At 69.7% G+C, this 18,838-nt stretch carries 16 protein-coding genes; 5 read left to right on the top strand and 11 right to left on the bottom strand.

What is annotated here, in order from left to right:
* Positions 1 to 17 precede the first annotated feature (17 nt).
* From SGA01_RS01185 to SGA01_RS01160, 6 genes are read right to left on the bottom strand one after another with little or no spacing between them, the layout of a single operon-like run.
* Positions 18 to 1,490: a non-reducing end alpha-L-arabinofuranosidase family hydrolase gene (locus tag SGA01_RS01185; RefSeq protein WP_141292436.1), complete on the bottom strand. Its 1,473-nt coding sequence runs from the start codon at positions 1,488 to 1,490 to the stop codon at positions 18 to 20.
* The gene (locus SGA01_RS01180; RefSeq protein ID WP_141292562.1) at positions 1,487 to 2,236 is read right to left on the bottom strand and encodes a cupin domain-containing protein; all 750 of its coding nucleotides are present in this window, start codon (positions 2,234 to 2,236) and stop codon (positions 1,487 to 1,489) included. Before SGA01_RS01180 ends, SGA01_RS01185 begins: the two co-directional genes overlap by 4 nt.
* The gene (locus SGA01_RS01175; RefSeq protein WP_141292435.1) at positions 2,233 to 3,093 is read right to left on the bottom strand and encodes a DUF6807 domain-containing protein; all 861 of its coding nucleotides are present in this window, start codon (positions 3,091 to 3,093) and stop codon (positions 2,233 to 2,235) included. Before SGA01_RS01175 ends, SGA01_RS01180 begins: the two co-directional genes overlap by 4 nt.
* Entirely contained in the window at positions 3,090 to 4,136 is a 1,047-nt protein-coding gene (locus SGA01_RS01170; protein ID WP_141292434.1) for a Gfo/Idh/MocA family protein, read from the bottom strand. The genes SGA01_RS01175 and SGA01_RS01170 overlap by 4 nt, the downstream gene beginning before the upstream one ends.
* Positions 4,133 to 5,179, bottom strand: coding sequence for an endo-1,4-beta-xylanase (locus tag SGA01_RS01165; RefSeq protein ID WP_141292433.1), 1,047 nt, complete (start codon positions 5,177 to 5,179; stop codon positions 4,133 to 4,135). Before SGA01_RS01165 ends, SGA01_RS01170 begins: the two co-directional genes overlap by 4 nt.
* Positions 5,180 to 5,222: 43 nt before the next feature.
* Positions 5,223 to 6,470: a glycoside hydrolase family 30 protein gene (locus SGA01_RS01160; protein ID WP_371865965.1), complete on the bottom strand. Its 1,248-nt coding sequence runs from the start codon at positions 6,468 to 6,470 to the stop codon at positions 5,223 to 5,225.
* On the opposite strand from SGA01_RS01160, the gene SGA01_RS42745 reads away from it, so the two are divergent.
* On the top strand, positions 6,459 to 6,611 hold the full coding sequence (locus SGA01_RS42745) for an MYXO-CTERM sorting domain-containing protein (protein ID WP_371865964.1): 153 nt from the start codon (positions 6,459 to 6,461) through the stop codon (positions 6,609 to 6,611). The genes SGA01_RS01160 and SGA01_RS42745 overlap by 12 nt on opposite strands.
* Positions 6,612 to 6,699: 88 nt before the next feature.
* Here the strand turns inward: SGA01_RS42745 and SGA01_RS01155 are convergent, their stop codons facing one another.
* Genes SGA01_RS01155 through SGA01_RS01145 form a run of 3 tightly spaced genes read right to left on the bottom strand, consistent with a single transcriptional unit; the run spans position 6,700 to position 9,801 of the window.
* Entirely contained in the window at positions 6,700 to 7,530 is an 831-nt protein-coding gene (locus SGA01_RS01155; RefSeq protein ID WP_141292431.1) for a carbohydrate ABC transporter permease, read from the bottom strand.
* Positions 7,527 to 8,504 (bottom strand): carbohydrate ABC transporter permease, encoded by a 978-nt coding sequence (locus SGA01_RS01150; RefSeq protein WP_371865956.1) that lies wholly within the window; start codon positions 8,502 to 8,504, stop codon positions 7,527 to 7,529. The genes SGA01_RS01155 and SGA01_RS01150 overlap by 4 nt, the downstream gene beginning before the upstream one ends.
* Before the next feature lie 4 nt (positions 8,505 to 8,508).
* Entirely contained in the window at positions 8,509 to 9,801 is a 1,293-nt protein-coding gene (locus SGA01_RS01145; RefSeq protein WP_141292429.1) for an extracellular solute-binding protein, read from the bottom strand.
* Between the two features lie 265 nt (positions 9,802 to 10,066).
* Here SGA01_RS01145 and SGA01_RS01140 point away from each other — a divergent pair, with 265 nt between their 5' ends.
* From SGA01_RS01140 to SGA01_RS01125, 4 genes are all read left to right on the top strand, one after another.
* On the top strand, positions 10,067 to 11,080 hold the full coding sequence (locus tag SGA01_RS01140) for a LacI family DNA-binding transcriptional regulator (protein ID WP_141292428.1): 1,014 nt from the start codon (positions 10,067 to 10,069) through the stop codon (positions 11,078 to 11,080).
* A gap of 9 nt (positions 11,081 to 11,089) precedes the next feature.
* Complete coding sequence (locus SGA01_RS01135; RefSeq protein ID WP_141292427.1) at positions 11,090 to 13,309, top strand: beta-glucosidase; 2,220 nt, start codon at positions 11,090 to 11,092, stop codon at positions 13,307 to 13,309.
* Complete coding sequence (locus tag SGA01_RS01130; RefSeq protein ID WP_141292426.1) at positions 13,306 to 14,748, top strand: glycoside hydrolase family 43 protein; 1,443 nt, start codon at positions 13,306 to 13,308, stop codon at positions 14,746 to 14,748. Before SGA01_RS01135 ends, SGA01_RS01130 begins: the two co-directional genes overlap by 4 nt.
* Positions 14,749 to 15,031: 283 nt before the next feature.
* Positions 15,032 to 16,477, top strand: a complete 1,446-nt coding sequence (locus SGA01_RS01125) for an endo-1,4-beta-xylanase (protein ID WP_229917682.1) — start codon at positions 15,032 to 15,034, stop codon at positions 16,475 to 16,477.
* Between the two features lie 57 nt (positions 16,478 to 16,534).
* Here the strand turns inward: SGA01_RS01125 and araD are convergent, their stop codons facing one another.
* Positions 16,535 to 17,248, bottom strand: a complete 714-nt coding sequence (gene araD, locus SGA01_RS01120) for an L-ribulose-5-phosphate 4-epimerase AraD (RefSeq protein ID WP_174867188.1) — start codon at positions 17,246 to 17,248, stop codon at positions 16,535 to 16,537.
* A 47-nt stretch (positions 17,249 to 17,295) separates the two neighbouring features.
* Positions 17,296 to 18,804 carry an L-arabinose isomerase gene (gene araA, locus SGA01_RS01115; RefSeq protein WP_141292424.1) on the bottom strand — a complete coding sequence of 503 codons (1,509 nt, stop codon included), beginning with the start codon at positions 18,802 to 18,804 and terminating at the stop codon, positions 17,296 to 17,298.
* Positions 18,805 to 18,838 lie beyond the last annotated feature (34 nt).

Below are 18,838 nucleotides of genomic sequence, written 5' to 3'. Positions count from 1 at the left end.
GGGGCGGTGCCACGTCGTCAGCGCTGCAGGGTCAGCAGGCCCGGCCGGTAGGGCCACTGGCCGTAGTCGCCGCCGGAGTTCGGGTCGCGTCCCTGGTACAGGAAGCGCAGGTTGCAGGGGTCGACCGTGAAGGTCTGGTCGGCGGTCGCGCGGACCAGTTCGCCGTGGCTGATGTCGTTGGTCCAGGTGGCGCCGCTGTTGGCCTTGCCGGCGAAGGGACTGCTCTCGGTCGCGGCCTGGGGCGTCCACGAGCCGTTCAGGCTGGTGGCGGTGAAGGAGCGGAAGTACCGGCCCTGCGACCCGATCGCCTCGACGATCATGAGGTAGCGGTCCTCGCCCTGGAGCTTGTAGACCTGCGGGGCCTCGAACAGGTTGTTCGTGGTGTCGCTCATGACGATCGTCGAGCTCGTGCCGAAGCTGCTGGGGAAGTTCCCGATCGGCATGCTCGCCCGGTAGATCTTGCCGTTGTCACCGGCGAAGAACAGGTACATGTTCGTCCCGTCGCCGATCAGCGTCTGGTCGATCGGTCCCGTCCCGGAGTTGGCGATGGTCCCCGAGAAGAGCTCCTGCTCCGCCGACCAGCCGTTCGGGTTGGTCGGGTCGGTCGACGTCCGGTACGAGAAGGCGGTCCTGCCCCACTGGTAGGCGAGCACCCAGATGTTCTTCGGAGCGAAGTAGAAGAGCGTGGGCGCGACGACGGAATTCGACATCGCGTTCTGGCCGGCCGAGGCCATCTGCGACCAGTCGGTGAACGGAGTGAAGTTCATCGAACCCCAGCCCTGGCCCGTGCCCGCGGCGCCGTGCGTCGTCGCGTAGACGATGTGCCTGCCGTTGTAGGGGGCGACGGTGAAGTCCTTGAGCGCGGCCCAGCCCGTCCTGGGCTGCGCGAGCGCGCCCGTGGACGACCAGCGGTACGTCGGGGGAAGGGCGCAGGTGCCGGGGGTGCCGCCGCCGACCTTGACGAGCTGCCACTGCTGGTTGGCGCCGCCCCAGTCGTCGTACTGGACGATGTTCGCGCCGTCGGCGGTGGAGGCGCCCTGGACTTCGAGGGCCTTGCCGCTGTGGCGGGCGACGAGCCGGATGTGACCGTCCGCGCTGTCGGCGAGGCGCCACTGCTGGTTGGTGCCGTTCACGTCGGTCCACTGGGTGACCGCGGCGCCGTTGGCGGTGGAGCTGTTCTGGACGTCCAGGACCTTGCCTGAGTGGCGGGACTTGACGCGGTAGTAGCCGTCGCCGGAGGCGACGAACTGCCACTGCTGCTGGTTCTGGTCGTTCCTGGTCCACTGGGTGATGCGGGCGCCGTCGCCGGTCGCCAGGTTGTAGACGTCCAGGGCCTTGCCGCTGTTGCGGTTGACCAGGACGTACCAGGCGTTGGTGTCGACGCTGGCCGCGGCGGCGGGCGGGGCGGTGAGGAGCGAGGCCCCGAGAAGCAGGGACGACAGGACCGCGAGGACGAGGCTCAGGATCAGGGGTGGATGACGGAATCTCATCGGAATTGTTCCTCCGGGGGGTGGGGGTGGAGTGATTCCGGCGGGCCGCCGAGCGGTCGCGCCGGGAGGGTGGGGGCGGCATAGGGATGGAGGAGACCGCACATGCCGAAGAGCGGGTCCTCCAGGCGTTCGAGCCGTGACACCGCGCCGTGGTCGAGGTGGGAGAGATCTCCGGCCTTCAGCCGCTCCAACTGACGGCCGGTCTCCTCGGCCGCCGTCAGAGCGCCGTCACGCCAACGGATCACCCACTGATCCAGGAGTTCGCGTTTCAGGCGGTGGGCCGCGGCGTGGAACTCCGGCAGCCCTCCTTCGCGGCGCAGGTCCATGAACCCTTCGAGCGCCAGGTCGCGGCGGCGGCGCGCCGCCGCGCCGTGGTCGCCGGTCAGGGCCGCCGCCGCCTGGTAGGCGTCGGGGTCGGCCAGGACGGAAGCGGGGAAGGTGAAGACGGCGTCGCCGGCCTCGGGGAGGCCGCTGTTCTGCATCAGGACGACAAGCCGCAGGTCACCCGCGTTGACGAGACGGTGGATCGTTCCCGGGGTGAACCCGACGACGTCGCCGGCGCGCAGCGGAGTGTCGGCGAAACCGGAGCCGGTGAGGGTCTGGACGCTGCCCTCGCCGCCGATGACGACGTACGCCTCGGAGCAGACGAGGTGCATGTGAGGGGTGCCGCCGCACAGTCCGTCGGCGGCCTCCCAGTCGTACACGGTCAGCCCGGAGATTCCCACACCGCCCGGAAGCGGTGTCACCACGGGTGTTCCTCGACGTGCCGGGTCAGGCGGGCGAGGTCCCACGCGCCGTCGGCCACGACGATCCGGTAACGGCGCGACAGGGTGTCGCCCGGGGCCAGCGGCAGTTCCTTGTCGAACGCCAGGGACGGGTTGACGGCGGGGATGGGCTCGCTGCGGACGAACCACTGGCAAGGGGTGTCCGGGTCGTCCTGGAACAGCAGTGTGGAGGAGCGGTCGACCTCGTCGTGGGTGCCGATGTAGGCGAGCCATTCGCCCTGCTCGCCCATGCCGGGGCCGATCACGTCGCCGCCGGTGAACTCGCGCGGGCCGCGCCAGAACAGGCCGGAGTACCCGGCGAGTTCCCTGCCCTGTGTGCCGGGACTGCCGAACACCAGGTCGGTGCCGTGGACGTTGGTCAGCGCGGTGGTGACCTCGAGGGTCCAGGAGTCGGCTTCGACGTCGCACGCGGTCAGCATGCGACGTTCGTCGATCCAGTGCCCGCCGGCCATCGTGTGCCAGGCGAGGTGCTCGGTGATGACGGCGCGGTCGTGATCCGTCTCGGCGGATACGGCGAGGCTGCGCATCGTGCCGAGGTTCGGCAGGTCCACATAGCCCTGCCCGCGCAGGTAGGTGCCGCCGCCCCAGAAGTTCTGGCCCGATACCCATGACGCCGTGAACTGGACGCCCTTGTGCCAGCGGTGGTCGTGCGGGCGGTATCCGGTGACCACCTGGCCGGCGAGCGTGCGCAACGGATGCAGGTACGGCTTCGGCGCCTCGAAGGGGTCCATGACCGGCCGGTGCACGTACCGGAAGAGATCGGTGCCGCGCGCCCGGACGGTCAGCGCGTCCTCTTGTTCCAGGAGTTCGAACGTCATCGGAACACCTCCGGTCGTCCTCCGTGGAGCGAGGCGTAGAAGGGGTCGGCCGCGTCGATCTCCCCGCGCCGGACCGGTCGGCCGGTGATCGCGGCCTTGTAGAGGGCGGTGACGAGTTCCATGGTGGGCCTGCCGAGGTCGGGCCGGAGCCCGGCCGCGTAACCGTCCAGGAACTCCGCGAGCTGGGCGGTGTGCGAGCTGGGCACGTCGTCCGGCGGGTCCCACTTCGTGGCGGGCGTCCTGCCGGTGAACGTCCAGTCCGCGTTGGAGTAGCCGTACAGGTGCCGCAGCTCGACCGTGGCGTCGGTGAGGTCGAACCGCAGGTAGCTCTCCTCGCGCGGCGAGAGGACGCTGTTGACGACCGTCGCGATGGCTCCGTTCTCGAACCGGACCAGGGCCGTGGACACGTCCTCGGTCTGGACCTCGCGTTCGAGACGGCCGGCCATCGCGCGTACCTCGGCCCAGGGGCCGAGCACCGCGAGCATCAGGTCCATCTGGTGGATGCCGTGGCCGAGCGTCGGGCCGCCGCCCTCGCTCCGCCAGGTGCCGCGCCACGGCACGTCGTAGTAGGCGTCGTCGCGGTACCAGGCCGTGACGCACTGCGCGACCAGCGGACGGCCCAGGGTCCCGGCGGCGATGCTGTCGCGCAGGTAGCGGGCGCCGGAGCCGTACCTGTGCTGGAAGACCGCGCCCGCGGCGGCGGTGCCCTCGGCTGCATGGATCCGGTCGAGCTCGGCCAGCGACAGGGCCACCGGCTTCTCGCACCACACCCACGCCCCCGACTCCAGGCAGGCCACGGCCTGTTCGGCGTGCAGGTGCGGCGGTGTGCACAGGTGTACGAGGTCCGGCCGCTCCTCCCGGAGCATCGTGGCGAGGTCGGTGTAGAAGGCGTGGATGCCGTGCTCGGCCGCGAAGGCCTCGGCACGCACGGCATCCACGTCGACGGCGGCCACGATCTCGGCCCGGTGCGCCTGGGCCCGGAGGGCGGGTACGTGGCAGATGCCCGCGATCCCGCCCGTCCCGACGATCGCCGTCCTGATCATCCGCCGAGCACCTTCCTGATGGCGTGGTAGGCGGGCTTGGGCTGCAGGTTCTCGTCGTAGGGCAGCGCGGCGCCCTCGTCGGGGAAGACCCCGGGGATCCACGAGTACTTGTCCGTGTAGTCCCAGATGGTGACGCCGACGCACTTCTTCACCGCCAGGCAGGCCTTGACGTAGTCGGCGTACCAGGTGGCCTGGGTGGCGAGCTTCTCCGGTGTCGCCGGGAGCTCCATCCGGATGTCGAGCTCGGTGATCGCGACCTCGACGCCGAGGTCGGCGAAGCGCTGGATGTTCTCCTGGACGCCGGCGGGGAAGCCGTACTGGAGCGCCAGGTGGCCCTGGAGGCCGAAGCCCTCCACCGGGACGCCGTCGGCCTTCAGCTGCTTGATCAGGTGGTAGTAGGCGTCGCTCTTGGCGTTGATGCCGTCGACGTTGTAGTCGTTGAGGTACAGCTTGGCGCGCGGGTCGGCCTCGTGGGCCCAGCGCAGGGCGTCGGCGATGTAGCCGGGGCCGAGCGTCTTGTAGAAGATCGACTCGCGGTAGGTGCCGTCCTCGTTGAAGGCCTCGTTGACGACATCCCAGTGGATGACCTTGCCCTTGTAGTGCCGTGCCACCGTCTGGATGTGGTTCTTGAGGACGGGGCGCAGCTCGTCGGCGGTCCAGGTGCGGTCGGTGAGCCAGGCGGGGAGCTGGCTGTGCCAGACGAGCGTGTGGCCGCGGACCTTCTGGTGGTGGTCCTTGGCGAAGGCCAGGACCTCATCGCCGGCGGTGAAGTCGAAGACGCCGGGCTTGGGCTCGGTGGCGTACCACTTCATGGCGTTGCCGGGGGTGGTCTGGCCGAACTCGCTGCCGAGGAGCTTCAGGTAGGCGGCGTCGGTGAACTCGGGGTTGTCGGTGGCCGAGCCGAAGTACTTGTGGTGCTTCTTCGCCAGTTCGGCGAGCGTCTTGGGGCGGGGCTCGGCGGTCGCGGGGGTGGCGGCGAGGCCGGCGGCGAGGCAGACGGCCGCGGAGAGGGCGATCAGATGCCGGGAGATGGACCTGGACATGGGTGGCTCCTCGGTGATGGGCGAGTCGGTCGAGAACGACGGGTCAGTCGAGAACGATCGTGGTGAGCGCGCGCGGGGCGAGCCTGGCCGTGAGGGTCGTGCCGTGCGTGGAGGCGACGTCGGCCGGGGCGATCGAGCGGGTCTCGTCGGTGACGTAGCCGTCGGGGTGCCGGTCGTGTCCGCCGCGAAGGGTGAACTCGGCGGACTTCTCGGTGGTCGCGGTGTTGAGGATCTCGATCACGCGGCTGCCGTCCGGGTTGCGGAAGGCCGTGACACGCAGGGCGGGGTCGGCGTCCGTGACCGGCACGCGGACGGCGGCGGGGCGGATGAACCGGCTGAAGGCGGCCAGGGCCCAGTACCGCTTGGACACCCGGTAGTCGTCGCCGGGGTTGGCGAGCTGGATGAGGCCCCGGGTCGCGCCGAGGGACGCGCCGGTCCAGTAGACGTAGGCGTTCGCGTTGCCGACGGTCAAGGTGTTCTGGATGTCGGCGGCGACAGTGAGGCCGTCGTAGCCGCTGCCGTCGTCCCAGTTCTCGTTCCAGGTGGTGCCGTCCGGTGACCATTCGGACATCCACACGTGCTTGTCGGTCGGCTGCGGGACAGTGGTCGCACCGCTGTAGCGGTGGCCGGTGACGGTCCGCACGGCCTTGTCGGCCTCGGGGTCCGCCTCGATGGCCTCGGTGTAGGCGACCTGGCGGTCCCAGCCGGCGGCGTCGCAGCAGACCACTCCCGCCTTCAGTCCGGAGGCGCGGACGGTAGGTCCGAGCACCTTGAGGAAGTCGACGGCCTGCTGGGGGGTGAACCGCATCGAGGCGTAGGTCGCCGTCCAGTCGGGTTCGTTGGTGAACCCCAGGTCGGTGATGTCGATGCCTTCGCGCTCGTAGAACTTCGCGTACTGGACGAGGTAGTTCGCGTAGGCCTGACGCCAAGCGGGCAGGAGCTCGCCGCCGTTGTTCTCGCTGCCGTTGGTCTTCATGAAGGCCGGCGCGCTCCAGGCGTCGGCGTAGAACCGCTTGACGCCGTACGCCTTGGCCTCCTTGGCGAGCCAGACCTGGCCGCCGTCCCAGCCGTCCCAGACGTACTCCGGTGTGGCGTCCGGCCCGCCGGGGTCGGTGGGCAGGATCGTCGGCATGTGGTCGTAGACCCGGTCGGTCGAGGACCCGATGCCCAGGCGCAGGATCGACAGGCCCGCGCCCTTCTCCTTGCTGAGCAGCAGGTCGAGCACCTCGCGCTGCTTGGCAGGGCTGAGGCCGCGGGCGCCGTGCAGTAGGTCGGCGCGCTGGAAGGCCATGGAGAAGCCGAAGCCGTCGATGGGCTGGAGTGCGGCCCGGAAGTCGATGGCGGGTCGAGCGGGGGCGGCCTGGTTGGCCTGGTGGGCCTGGTGGGCCTGGTTGGCCGCCGACGGTACGGGTTCGGCGGCGGCCACCTGTGATGTTAGCGCTAACAATATGGCGGCTGTCAAGGCGGTCAGACGTTTCACTGGGTCTCCTCGGGGAGGGAAGGAGGGCGCGCGGGTCGGGTCAGCCCTTGGTCGCGCCGGCGGTGAGGCCACCAATCAGCTGGCGCTCGGCGACGGCGTAGAAGGCGAGGGCGGGGACCATGGCGAGCACGATGTAGGCGAGGACGAGTGCGAAGTCGGTCGAGTACTGGCCCTGGAACTGCTGGACGCCGACCGGGATCGTCTGCCATTTCGGATCGCTGAACACCAGTAGCGGCAGGAAGAAGTTGTTCCAGCTCGCGACGACCGCGAGCACCGAGACCGTACCGAGCGCCGGACGCGCCATCGGCAACAGAATCTGCCAGAAGAAACGGAACTTCGAGCAGCCGTCCATGGTGGCGGCCTCCTCGATCTCCGCCGGGATGGTCCGGAAGAAACCGCGCAGGATCACGATCGTCATGGGGAGCCCGAAAGCCGCCTGCGGGAGGATGACTCCGAGCGGATTGTCGAGCAGGCCGAAGGTGCGCAGCATGAGGAAGAGCGGAAGAACGGCCACGGCGAACGGGAACATCAGCCCGATCGTGAAGAGCGTATAGAACAACTCCCTTCCACGGAAGGCATATCTGGCCAGGACGAAAGCCGCCATCGCGGAGGCCACTACCGTGCAGACCGTCGTACCGATCGCGATGCCCGCGCTGTTGGCGATCTGCCGCCAGAACATGCCGTCGCCGAGAATTCCGATGTAGTTGCCGATCTTCCACTGCTGCGGAAGCCCGAACGGGTTGTTCGTCAGTTCCGCGGTGCTCTTGAAGCCGGAGATCACCGCATAGAGCAGCGGTACGGCGACGAACGCGGCGATCAGCCAGACCACGGCGTGCAGCGAAAGGCCGCGTACCGTCCGACGGGCGTTCATCGGCCACCTCCCGAGGTGACGGCCCCGCTCAGATCGCGGCGGAGCACGTATCGCTGGTAGAACAGCGAGAAGACGAGGCTGATCATGAACAGCACCACGCTGATCGCGCTGGCGTAGCCGACCTGGTACCGCTTGAAGCCGAACTGGAACATCGCGATCGCCATCGTCTCCGAGGAGTGGTTGGGCCCACCCGCGGTCATGACCCAGACGAGGTCAAAGAGCTGGATGGACCCGATGATCGACAGGAAGACACTGATCCGGATCGTCGGGCCGAGCAGCGGCAGCGTGATGTACCGGAAGCGCTGCCAGGCGCCGGCGCCGTCGATGGAGGCGGCTTCCAGGATTTCGGACGGGATGCTCTGCAGCCCGGCGAGGAACAGCATCATGTGGAAGCCGAAGTACTTCCAGATCATGACGACGAACAGGGTCGGCATGACCGTCGAGGGATCGGCGAGCCACTTGCCCTGGAGCCCCTCAAGACCCAGGAAGCCGGCGAGATGGTCGGCCATGCCGGCGCCGGGCAGGAAGATCATCGTGAAGAGGACCGCCGTGACCACCTCGGAGAGGATGTACGGCGCGAAGAACAGCATCCGGTAGACGGCCCGGCCGCGGAGCTTCTGGTTGAGCAGGACCGCGGTGAACAGGGCGAAGGGCAGCTGCACCAGGACCGACATGAGGATCAGGTACAGCCCGCGCCACAGGTCGCCGATGAAGACCTGGTCGTCGAAGAGCTTGGTGTAGTTCGCGAAGCCGACGAAGTCGGCCATGGGTCCGATCCCGCCCCATTTGAAGAAGCCGGTCCAGACGGCGACGACGATCGGGGCGAGGACGAAGACGAGGAAGAGGAGCAGGGCCGGGACGAGGAACCAGGCGACCGACGCCCAGGCACCCCACCGGCTCAGGCGTGAACGGGCCGGGGGCGGCGGGGGCGCCGCCACGGACTCCACCGTCCGTTCCTTTGTCAGGGTGGACACGGAGCTAGGCACTCTTCGCAGCCTCGGTGATCGACGCGGTGACCTGCTCGGGCGTCTTCTTGCCCGCTATGAGGTCGGCGACGCTGTCGTTGACCTCCTGGCCGACCGCCGGCGGGTACGCCTGGTCGAGGAAGAGCTGGAAGCCCGTCGCCTTGACCAGGCTCTCGGCCACCACCTTCTTGTTGGCGTCGGTGAGCCGGCTCTCCGCACCCTTGACCACCGGCAGGTAGCCGTTGGAGGCCAACAGCTTGGACTCGTTCTCCAGGACGAAGAACTTCAGGAAGTCCAGCGCCTCCTTCGGAGCGCCCTTGCGCAGTGCGAAGCCGCCGCCGCCACCGAACACCTCGGTCGCCTGCCCCACACCGCCGTCGACCGTCGGGAAGGGGAAGAAGCCCAGGTCCGCTCCGAGGTCGGCGCCCGCGTCCTTCTGCACCGACGGTCCCCACTGTCCCATCAGCTCCATGGCGGCCTTGCCGTTGCCCACGGACGCGGCCTGGCCGCCCGGGGTGGCGTAGCCGGCGCCGAGGAAGCCCGGCTGGAACGGCTGGAGGTCCACGAGCTCCTTGAGGTGGACGCCCGCCTTGACGAAGCCGGGATCGGTGAAGTCCTTGGAGGTCGCGGCCTTCTGCAGGGCGGGGAGGCCGGCGACGCGCATCGCGAGGTAGGCCCAGTAGTAGTGGCCCGGCCACTTCTCCTTGCCGGCGAGGGCGATCGGGGTGATGCCCGCGGCCTTGAGCTTCTTCACGACGCCGAGGTACTCGGCCCAGGTGGCCGGTGGAGCGGTGATCCCGGCCTTGGCGAAGAGCTTCTTGTTGTACCAGAAGCCGACCATGCCGATGTCGTACGGCACTCCGTAGGTGCGGCCCCCGATCTGGTAGGCCTGGAGCGAGACCGGGGTGAGCTGGGCCGACCAGTCGAGAAGGTCGGTGAGGTCCTCGACGAGCCCCGCGTCGACCTGCTGCTGGAGCACCCCGCCGCCCCAGGTCTGGTAGACGTCGGGCAGCTTGCCCGAGGAAGTGGTCGCGGTCAGCTTGGACTTGAACGCCTCGTTCTCCAACGAGGTCGTGCTGATCACGATGTTCGGGTGGGCGGCCGTGAACGCTGTGGCGATCTGCGGGAAGAGGGACTTGCCCGGTTCCGTCGTGGCGATGTTCCACCACTCGAACGTCACCTTGCCGTCGGCCGACAGGTTGCCGCCCGACTCGTCGGCCCCGCAGGCCGCGGTCAGGGCGACGGACAGGGTGGTCAAGCCCGCGAGCGCCAGGAAGCTGCGTCGGCTCGGGACGGTGCTGGCCATGGGACCTCCGTGAGGGGGGATGCCGGGTTCGATGCCGAGCCGCTGCCGGGTTCTTGCCGGTTCCGCGCTCGAAACTTTTTCGAAATACTCTCGAATTCCGTGGTGCCACAAACTAGGAACGCTGGGCGGCACGGTCAAGGCCTCTCACTGATTTATCTGGGAAATCTGCCGGCAACCTGGGCTTGACAAGCCGTCACGCCGCCCAGAAACTCTTCGAAAGTTTGCGATACAAATCGTCGCCCCACGGCGTCGAGGAGGAGAAACGTTGAGCGAGCAGCGTGCGACTCTGGCGGTCATCGCCGCGGAGGCGGGGGTCTCCCAGGCCACCGTCTCCAAGGTGATCAACGGCCGTTCCGACGTCGCGCCCGCGACCCGCGAACGGATCGAGGGCCTGCTGCGGGCCCACAACTACCTCCAGCCCGGCCGGCAGAACAGGGCCCGCAGATCGGGCCTCGTCGACCTGATCATCGGCGGTCTGGACAGCGCCTGGGCGGTGGAGATCCTGCGCGGCGTCGAGGCCGAGTGCGCCCAGCGGGGCGTCGGCACCGTCGTGTCGCTCGTCCCACCGGGCGAGGCCACGCCGTCGAGCTGGTCCGCGCTACCGGTCCAGCACCACAGCGACGGCGTCATCCTCGTCACCGCCTCGGTCACCCAGGCGCAGCGCGCCCAGGTCGAGCGGGGCGGGGTGGCGCTGGTCGTCATCGACCCGATCGACCTGCCGGACAACGGCGTACCGAGCATCGGCGCGACCAACTGGGGCGGCGGCCTCGCAGCCACCGAACACCTGCTGGAGTTGGGGCACCGCCGGATCGCCGCGATCGGCGGGCGCAAGGAGATGCTCTGCAGCCAGGCCCGCATCGACGGCTACCGGGCAGCCCTGGAGCGGGCCGGTATCGAGGTCGACCGCGACCTGATCCGGTTCGGCGACTTCCAGCACGAGGGCGGATTCCGGTGCGCTCAGGAGCTGCTCGCCCTGCCCGAGCCGCCGACCGCCATCTTCGCGGGCAGCGACCAGCAGGCGATGGGTGTCTACGAGGCCGCCAGGCAGGCCGGACTGAGCATCCCTCAGGATCTCAGCGTGGTCGGTTTCGACGACCTGCCGATGTGCGACTGGCTGTCACCCCCGCTGACGACGGTGCGCCAGCCGCTGGAGGAGATGGGCCGCGTCGCCGCCCGCACGCTGTTCCAGCTTCTGGAGGATCAACCCCTGGTCAGCCCCCGGGTGGAGCTCTCGACCGAACTCAAGGTCCGCGTCTCCACCGCCCCGCCCCGTCTCTAGGAGAACCCCGTGACCGAGCCTTGGCGTGACCCCCTCCTGCCCGCTTCCGTGCGAGTGGCCGATCTGCTGAGTCGGATGACGCTGGAGGAGAAGACGGGGCAACTGGCCGGCTTCTGGGCCCTGCCCTCCGATCCCGGAGCGCCCGTGGCGCCGATGGAGGACGATTCCGGCGAGCCGGCTCCGGGCCTCGACGACATCATCGGGCACGGACTCGGCCAGCTCACCCGGGTGTACGGCACCGCGCCGATCACGGCGGAAGCCGGGATGGAGCGGCTCGCCTCGCTCCAGCGGGAGGTGATCGAAGCCGGTCGGTTCGGCATTCCCGCCCTCGCCCACGAGGAGTGCCTGACCGGCTTCATGACGCTCGGGGCCACGGTCTTCCCCGGACCGCTCGCCTGGGGCGCGTCCTTCGACCCCGGGCTCGTACGGCGCATTGCCGCCGCCATCGGCGAGGGGATGCGGCGGGTCGGTGTCCACCAGGGGCTCGCTCCGGTGCTCGACGTCGTCCGCGACTACCGGTGGGGCAGGACCGAGGAGTGCATCGGCGAGGACCCCTATCTCGTCGGGGCGATCGGGACCGCCTACGTACAGGGTCTGGAGGGCGCCGGCGTCGTGGCGACGCTCAAGCACTTCGCCGGGTACTCGGCCTCGCGCGGCGGCCGGAACATGGCCCCCGTCGCCGTGGGGCCGCGCGAGTTCGCCGACGTGCTGGTCGAGCCCTTCGTACGGGCGCTGCGCGAGGGAGGCGCCCGGTCGGTGATGAACAGCTACACCGACGTGGACGGCGTCCCGGTCGCCGCCGACGAGCGGCTGCTGACCGGGCTGCTCAGGGACGAGCTCGGCTTCGGCGGTGTCGTCGTCGCCGACTACTACTCCGTCTCCTTCCTGGAGTCCCGGCACGGCGTCTCCGGATCGCGCGGCGCGGCCGGCGCGCTGGCGCTGACCGCCGGAATCGACGTCGAGCTGCCCACGGCCCGCTGCTACGGCGAGCCGCTGACCGCGCTCGTACGGTCGGGGGACGTGCCCGAGGAGCTCGTCGACCGGGCCGCGGAGCGGGTCCTGCTGCAGAAGGCCGAACTCGGCCTGCTCGACCCCGAATGGGAACCGGTCAAGCCCGAGCCGATCGACCTCGACCCGCCGGAGAACCGGGCGCTGGCCAGGATCCTCGCCGAACGGTCCACCGTGCTGCTCGCCAACGACGGCATCCTGCCGCTGCGGCCGTGCCGGGTCGCTGTCACCGGGCCGTATGTCGACGACCCCCACTCCTTCCTCGGCTGCTACTCCTTCCCCAACCATGTCGCGCTGCCGGGCGACCCCGGGGTGGAGATCCCGACGCTCCGCGAGACGCTCACCGCCGCCGGGTTCACGGTCACCGCGGACGATCCGGAGGTGAACGTGCTGGTACTCGGCGACCGGGCCGGCATGTTCGGCCGGGGCACCTCGGGAGAGGGCTGCGACGCCGAGACCCTCGACCTGCCCGGCGACCAGGCCGCACTCGCCTCCGCCGTCCTCGACTCCGGGGTGCCGACGGTCCTGGTCCTCGTCTCCGGCCGGCCCTACGCGCTCGGCGCGCTCGCCGAGCGCGCGGCGGCCGTCGTCCAGGCCTTCTTCCCCGGCGAGGAGGGCGGGACGGCGCTGGCACGGATCATCAGCGGGGCCGCCGAACCGTCCGGGCGGCTCCCGGTCTCCGTCCCCCGCCAGGTCGGCGGACAGCCCGGCACCTACCTTCACTCCACGTTGGGCGGTCGCACCGACTGGAGCTCGGTGGACCCGACTCCGCTGTTCCCGTTCGGACACGGGCTGAGCTGGACCAGCTTCGCCTACGCGGATCTCGTGTTGGATCCCGTCGCCCCGACGGACGGAGCCGTCTCGGTCGCGGTCACCGTGCGCAACGTCGGCGAGGTGGCCGGGACCGAGGTGGTCCAGCTGTACCTCTCGGACCCCGAGGCGTCCGTCGTCAGGCCGCGGCGGTGGCTCGCCGGATTCGGCAGGGTCGAGCTGGGGCCGGGTGAGGCCGCCCGGATCACCTTCTCCGTCCATGCCGACCGAACCTCCTTCACCGGAATCGATCTGCGCAGGAGAGTCGAGCCCGGAGAGGTCGGCGTGGCCGTCGGACGGTCCAGCGGCGATCTTCCGCTCCAGGGGTCCTTCGTCCTGCAGGGCCCCGTACGGCACCCGGCGGCCGACCGTGTCCTGTCCGTTCCGGTCGAGATCGTCGCGGTGCCATGACCACGTCGTTCGGTGATCCCGTACTGTCCGGTTTCCGGCCCGACCCGTCCGTCTGCCGCGTGGGCTCGGACTACTACCTGGTGACGTCCAGCTTCGAGTGGTTCCCGGGGCTTCCCGTGTTCCACAGCCGCGATCTCGTGAGCTGGCGGCGTCTCGGCTCCGCCCTTGACCGGCCGTCCCAGCTCGACCTCGACGGGTGCGAGCCCTCACGCGGCCTGTTCGCGCCGACGATCCGGCACCATGACGGGCTCTTCCACCTCGTCTGCACGCTGATGGACGGCCCCGGCCATTTCGTCGTCACGGCGACCGACCCCGCCGGGCCGTGGTCGGAACCGTACTGGCTGGAGGGCGAGGGCTTCGATCCGTCGCTGTTCTTCGACGACGGGCCGGACGGCGACGGCCGGGCCTGGTTCACCGCCTCCCGCGTACGGGACGAGTCCGCCGGCCACACCGAGATCTGGATGCGCGAATACCTTCCCCTCGAACGGCGGCTCACGGGACCCGAGTACGTCCTGTGGTCGGGAAGCCACCCGGCCGCCCGATGGGCGGAAGCCCCTCACCTCTACAGGATCGACGGTACCTACCTCCTGCTCACCGCGGAGGGCGGCACCGATGTGGACCACAGCGTGGTGGCCGCCCGCGCCGACAGGGTGACCGGTCCTTACGAGGGCGCCCCCGACAACCCGGTACTGCCTCCGGTCCCGAAGGGCCCGGTGACCTGCACCGGGCACGCGGACCTCGTACAGACGCCGTACGGCGACTGGCGGGCCGTCCTTCTGGGCGTGCGCCCGGGCTCCGCCCTCGGCCGCGAGACGTTCCTCAGCCGGGTCACCTGGCACGACGGCTGGCCGGCCTTCACTCCCGTCGCCCACACCGGTCTTCCCCGGCCCCTGCACGACGACTTCGCCGCCCTCTCACCCGACTGGAGCACCCTGCGCACGCCGCCACGCGCACCGTTCTGGACCACCGGTGACGGGCTCCGGCTCAGGCTCCGCCCCGAACGCCTCGGCGACTTCACCGTCCCCTCCCTCCTGGTCCGCCCCCAGGAACAGCCCGACTGCGACGTGTCCACCGAGCTGCGCTTCGCCCCGGCCGGACCGGACGAGGAGGCCGGCCTGGCCGTGGTCGTCGACGACGACGCCCACCTTCTCCTTCTGCGCACTGCGGAGGGACTCGTCCTGCGCCGCGGGCCGGACGTCCTGGCCCGCGTCACCGTCCCCCCGGGCCCCGTCCGCCTGGGGGTCCGTATCCGCGGCTTCGGCCACACCTTCGTCCACGCGGCGCCCGACGGCCCCTGGCAGGATCTGGCCACGGTCGACGCCACCTTCCTCACGCCGCTGTTCACCAGCGTCCAGCTCGGCCTCTACGCCAGCTCCCACGGCCACCCGTCCACGAACCAGGCCCATTTCCCGTGGTTTGACATCGCCTATCCGAACTAACCAAGCACTTGCTCACAGAGAAGCGGTCCCTGTCGAAACACTTTCGACAGGGACCGCCTTTTCTTCGCTCCAGTGAAATTCCGTGACGGGCCTTACGAACGGCCGATGTTTCCGAAACATCTTCGAAACCATTGACAGGCTCATGTCGAATTTCCACACTGATTCACGAGACGTCACCGCCACTTTCCGCAGTCCCATTCCCCGGACGCGAACATCGCCGTCGCGGATTCCTTCCGCCGCGCGCTCTCCCCCACCCGCGATTTCCCTTATCGGAGGTCCAGCCGTGCATTCCCACGCCACCACCCCGTCCACGGTCCGCCGGAAAAGAGGCGGCCTGTTCGCGGCGCTCCTCGTCGGCGCTCTCGGGTCCGCCACCGTCCTTGCGGCGCCGGCCTCACAGGCGGCCGAGACCACGCTCGGCGCCGCGGCGGCGCAGAACGGCCGCTATTTCGGTACCGCCATCGCCTCGGGCAGGCTGGGCGACGCAACGTACACGTCGATCGCGGCCCGCGAGTTCACCTCGGTGACGGCAGAGAACGAGATGAAGATCGACGCCACCGAGCCGCAGCAGGGGCAGTTCAACTTCACCTCGGGCGACCGCGTCTACAACTGGGCGGTGCAGAACGGCAAACAGGTGCGCGGCCACACCCTGGCCTGGCACTCCCAGCAGCCCGGCTGGATGCAGAGCCTCAGCGGCAGCGCGCTGCGCCAGGCGATGAACAACCACATCACCGGCGTGATGACCCACTACAAGGGCAAGATCGCCCAGTGGGACGTCGTGAACGAGGCCTTCGTCGACGGCACTTCGGGGGCCCGGCGCGACTCCAACCTCCAGCGCAGCGGCAACGACTGGATCGAGGTCGCCTTCCGCACCGCGCGCGCCGCCGACCCGGCCGCCAAGCTCTGCTACAACGACTACAACGTGGAGAACTGGACCTGGGCCAAGACCCAGGCCATGTACGCCATGGTCAAGGACTTCAAGCAACGCGGTGTGCCGATCGACTGCGTCGGCTTCCAGTCACACTTCAACAGCGACAGCCCGTACAACAGCAACTTCCGTACCACCCTCCAGAGTTTCGCCGCCCTCGGTGTCGACGTGGCCGTCACCGAGCTCGACATCCAGGGCGCCTCGGGCACGACCTACGCCAACGTGACCAACGACTGCCTGGCCGTCCCGCGCTGTCTCGGCATCACCGTCTGGGGTGTGCGCGACACCGACTCCTGGCGAGCCGAGCACACGCCGCTCCTGTTCAACGGCGACGGCAGCAAGAAGCCCGCCTACACCTCCGTCCTGAACGCCCTCAACGCCGTCTCCCCCAACCCCAACCCCACTCCGACCCCCTCCCCCGGCTCCGGACCGATCAAGGGCGTCGCCTCCGGCCGCTGCCTGGACGTGCCGGGCTCCGCCACCACCGACGGCACCCAGCTCCAGCTGTGGGACTGCAACGGCCGCACCAACCAGCAGTGGACCCTCACCTCCGCCGGTGAGCTCAGGGTCTACGGCGACAAGTGCCTGGACGCAGGCGGTACCGCCAACGGCGCCAAGGTGCAGATCTACAGCTGCTGGGGCGGCGACAACCAGAAGTGGCGCCTCAACTCCGACGGCACCATCGCCGGTGTCCAGTCCGGCCTCTGCCTCGACGCCGCCGCCGGCGGCACCGCCAACGGCACGCTGATCCAGCTGTACTCGTGCTGGAACGGCACCAACCAGCGCTGGACCCGCGTCTGACCCACCGCACCACGTCCAAGAGGGGAGCCAGGATCATCCTGGCTCCCCTCGGTGCTGTCAGGCGGAGGGAGGGTTGCCGTAGTAGGCGCCGGGGCCGTGCTTGCGTGTGAAGTGGCGGTCCAGTACGTGCTGCGGGGGTTCGACCGTGCCCAGGGCGATGGTGTGGAGCGCCATCTCGGCCACCGCCTCGCAGATGATGGCGTGCTCCAGGGACGCGGTGGCGCCGGCGCCCCAGGTGAAGGGGCCGTGATGGGCGACCAGGGCGCCGGGGACCTCCCGGGCCCGCGTGTCGTCACGGTCGAGGAGGTCCACGATGACCTGACCGGTGTTGTACTCGTAATCCGTGGCGCACTGCTGGGGGGTGAGCGCCGCGGTGACCGGGACGGGACCGTTGAAGGTGTCCGCGTGGGTCGTGCCGAGCACCGGTATCGGACGCCGGGCCTGGGCGAAGGCGACCGCGTGGGTGGAGTGCGTATGGGTCACGCCCCCGATGGAGGGGAAGGCCAGATAGAGGCTCCGGTGCGTCTCCGTGTCGGTGGACGGCCGCAGGTGGCCTTCCACGACGCTTCCGTCGGCCAGGGAGACGACGACCAGGTCCTCCTCGCTCAGCGCGTCGTAGGCCACGCCCGAGGGCTTGATGACGAAGACGCCGGCCTCCCGGTCCACGCCGCTCACATTGCCCCAGGTGAGGGTGGCCAGACCGGCCCGGGGGATGCGGAGGTTGGCCTCCAGCACCTCCCGGCGCAGTTCCTTGGAAACGGCGGTGCTCACGGAGGGCTCCGTCCTCACGGGGATGGATGGGGTGGTGGCGGAAGCGCTCACAGGCTCTGGGCCAGACGGTGGTACGCCTGGTTCCAGCGCAGCTCGCGCGTGAACCGCCGTACGGTGGTGTCCTCGTCGATGACGGCGAGTTCGGTCCGCAGCATCTCGGCGAGGTCCTCGAGCTCCTCGCCGCCCAGGGCGGTGGTCAGGACGGTGTGGTGCGGGGCTCCGGCAGTCAGCCAGGCCTCGGTGGAGGTACGCAGGTCCGGACGCGGGCGCCAGACGGCCCGGGCGACGGGGAGCTTCGGCAGCGGCTCGGGCGGGGCGACGACGTCGATGTGGTTGGCGACGAGGCGGAACCGGTCGCCCATGTCGGCGAGACCGACGACGACGGCCGGACCGGGATCGGCGTCGAAGACGAGGCGGACCGGGTCCTCGCGTCCGCCGATGCCGAGCGCGTGGATCTCGCAGCTGGGCGTCGCCGTCGTGATCGAGGGGCAGACCTCGAGCATGTGGGCGCCGAGGATGAGTTCCTGACCTGGCGTGAGGTCGTAGGTGTAGTCCTCCATGAAGGACGTGCCGCCGGGGAGGCCGTGGTCCATCGCCTTCAGCGTGCGCAGCAGGGTGGAGGTCTTCCAGTCGCCTTCGCCGCCGAAGCCGTAACCGTCCGCCATCAGGCGCTGCACGGCGAGCCCGGGCAACTGGCGCAGGCCGCCGAGGTCCTCGAAGTTGGTGGTGAAGGCGCGGAACCCGCCTTCCGTGAGGAAGGTGCGGAGACCGGCTTCGACGCGGGCGGCGTAGCGCAGGGAGTCGTGGCGCTCGCCGCCTGGCCGCAGCTCGGGCGCGAGGGCGTAGAGGTCCTCGTACTCCTTGACGAGGGCGGAGACGGCGTCCTCGGGGGCGGCGTCGACCACGGCGACGAGGTCGTTGACGCCGTACGTGTTGACCGAGACCCCGAACCGCAGCTGCGCCTCGACCTTGTCGCCCTCGGTGACGGCGACGTCGCGCATGTTGTCGCCGAACCGGGCGAGTCTGAGGGTGGTCAGTTCGGCGCGGCCGACGGCGGCGCGGGCCCAGCCGGCGATGCGGTCGACGACCTCGGGCGTGGAGACGTGGCCGGCCACGGTCTTGCGCGGGACGCCGAGGCGGGTCTGGACGAAGCCGAACTCGCGGTCGCCGTGGGCGGCCTGGTTCAGGTTCATGAAGTCCATGTCGATGGTGGACCAGGGCAGTTGACGGTTGGCCTGGGTGTGCAGGTGGAGCAGGGGCTTGCGCAGGGCGTCGAGGCCGGCGATCCACATCTTGGCCGGGGAGAAGGTGTGCATCCAGGCGATCAGGCCGACGCAGCGGTCGTCGGCGTTGGCCTCCAGCATGAGCGCGCGGATGGCGGCCGCATCGGTGAGGACCGGCTTCCACACCAGGCGCACGGTCATCTGGGGCCGGCCGGCGAGGGTGTCGCAGATGGTGCGGGACTGGTCGGCGACCTGGGCCAGGGTCTCGTCGCCGTAAAGACCCTGGCTGCCGGTGAGGAACCAGATCTCGCGGTCGGGCTGGGTGAGCGTCATGTCGGGTGTGCTCCTCGGAGGTGCGGGTGGGAGA

The organism is Streptomyces gardneri, from assembly GCF_006539185.1.
GTDB lineage: Bacteria > Actinomycetota > Actinomycetes > Streptomycetales > Streptomycetaceae > Streptomyces > Streptomyces gardneri.
This window is presented reverse-complemented; position numbering and strand designations above follow the sequence as displayed.

Bases quoted from the DNA above. Each gene is read 5' to 3' on its own strand.
- SGA01_RS01185 (WP_141292436.1), bottom strand. From the start codon at position 1,490: ATGAGATTCCGTCATCCACCCCTGATCCTGAGCCTCGTCCTCGCGGTC.
- SGA01_RS01175 (WP_141292435.1), bottom strand. From the start codon at position 3,093: ATGACGTTCGAACTCCTGGAACAAGAGGACGCGCTGACCGTCCGGGCG.
- SGA01_RS01170 (WP_141292434.1), bottom strand. From the start codon at position 4,136: ATGATCAGGACGGCGATCGTCGGGACGGGCGGGATCGCGGGCATCTGC.
- SGA01_RS01165 (WP_141292433.1), bottom strand. From the start codon at position 5,179: ATGTCCAGGTCCATCTCCCGGCATCTGATCGCCCTCTCCGCGGCCGTC.
- SGA01_RS01160 (WP_371865965.1), bottom strand. From the start codon at position 6,470: ATGGCCTTCCAGCGCGCCGACCTACTGCACGGCGCCCGCGGCCTCAGC.
- SGA01_RS01155 (WP_141292431.1), bottom strand. From the start codon at position 7,530: ATGAACGCCCGTCGGACGGTACGCGGCCTTTCGCTGCACGCCGTGGTC.
- SGA01_RS01145 (WP_141292429.1), bottom strand. From the start codon at position 9,801: ATGGCCAGCACCGTCCCGAGCCGACGCAGCTTCCTGGCGCTCGCGGGC.
- SGA01_RS01130 (WP_141292426.1), top strand. From the start codon at position 13,306: ATGACCACGTCGTTCGGTGATCCCGTACTGTCCGGTTTCCGGCCCGAC.
- araA (WP_141292424.1), bottom strand. From the start codon at position 18,804: ATGACGCTCACCCAGCCCGACCGCGAGATCTGGTTCCTCACCGGCAGC.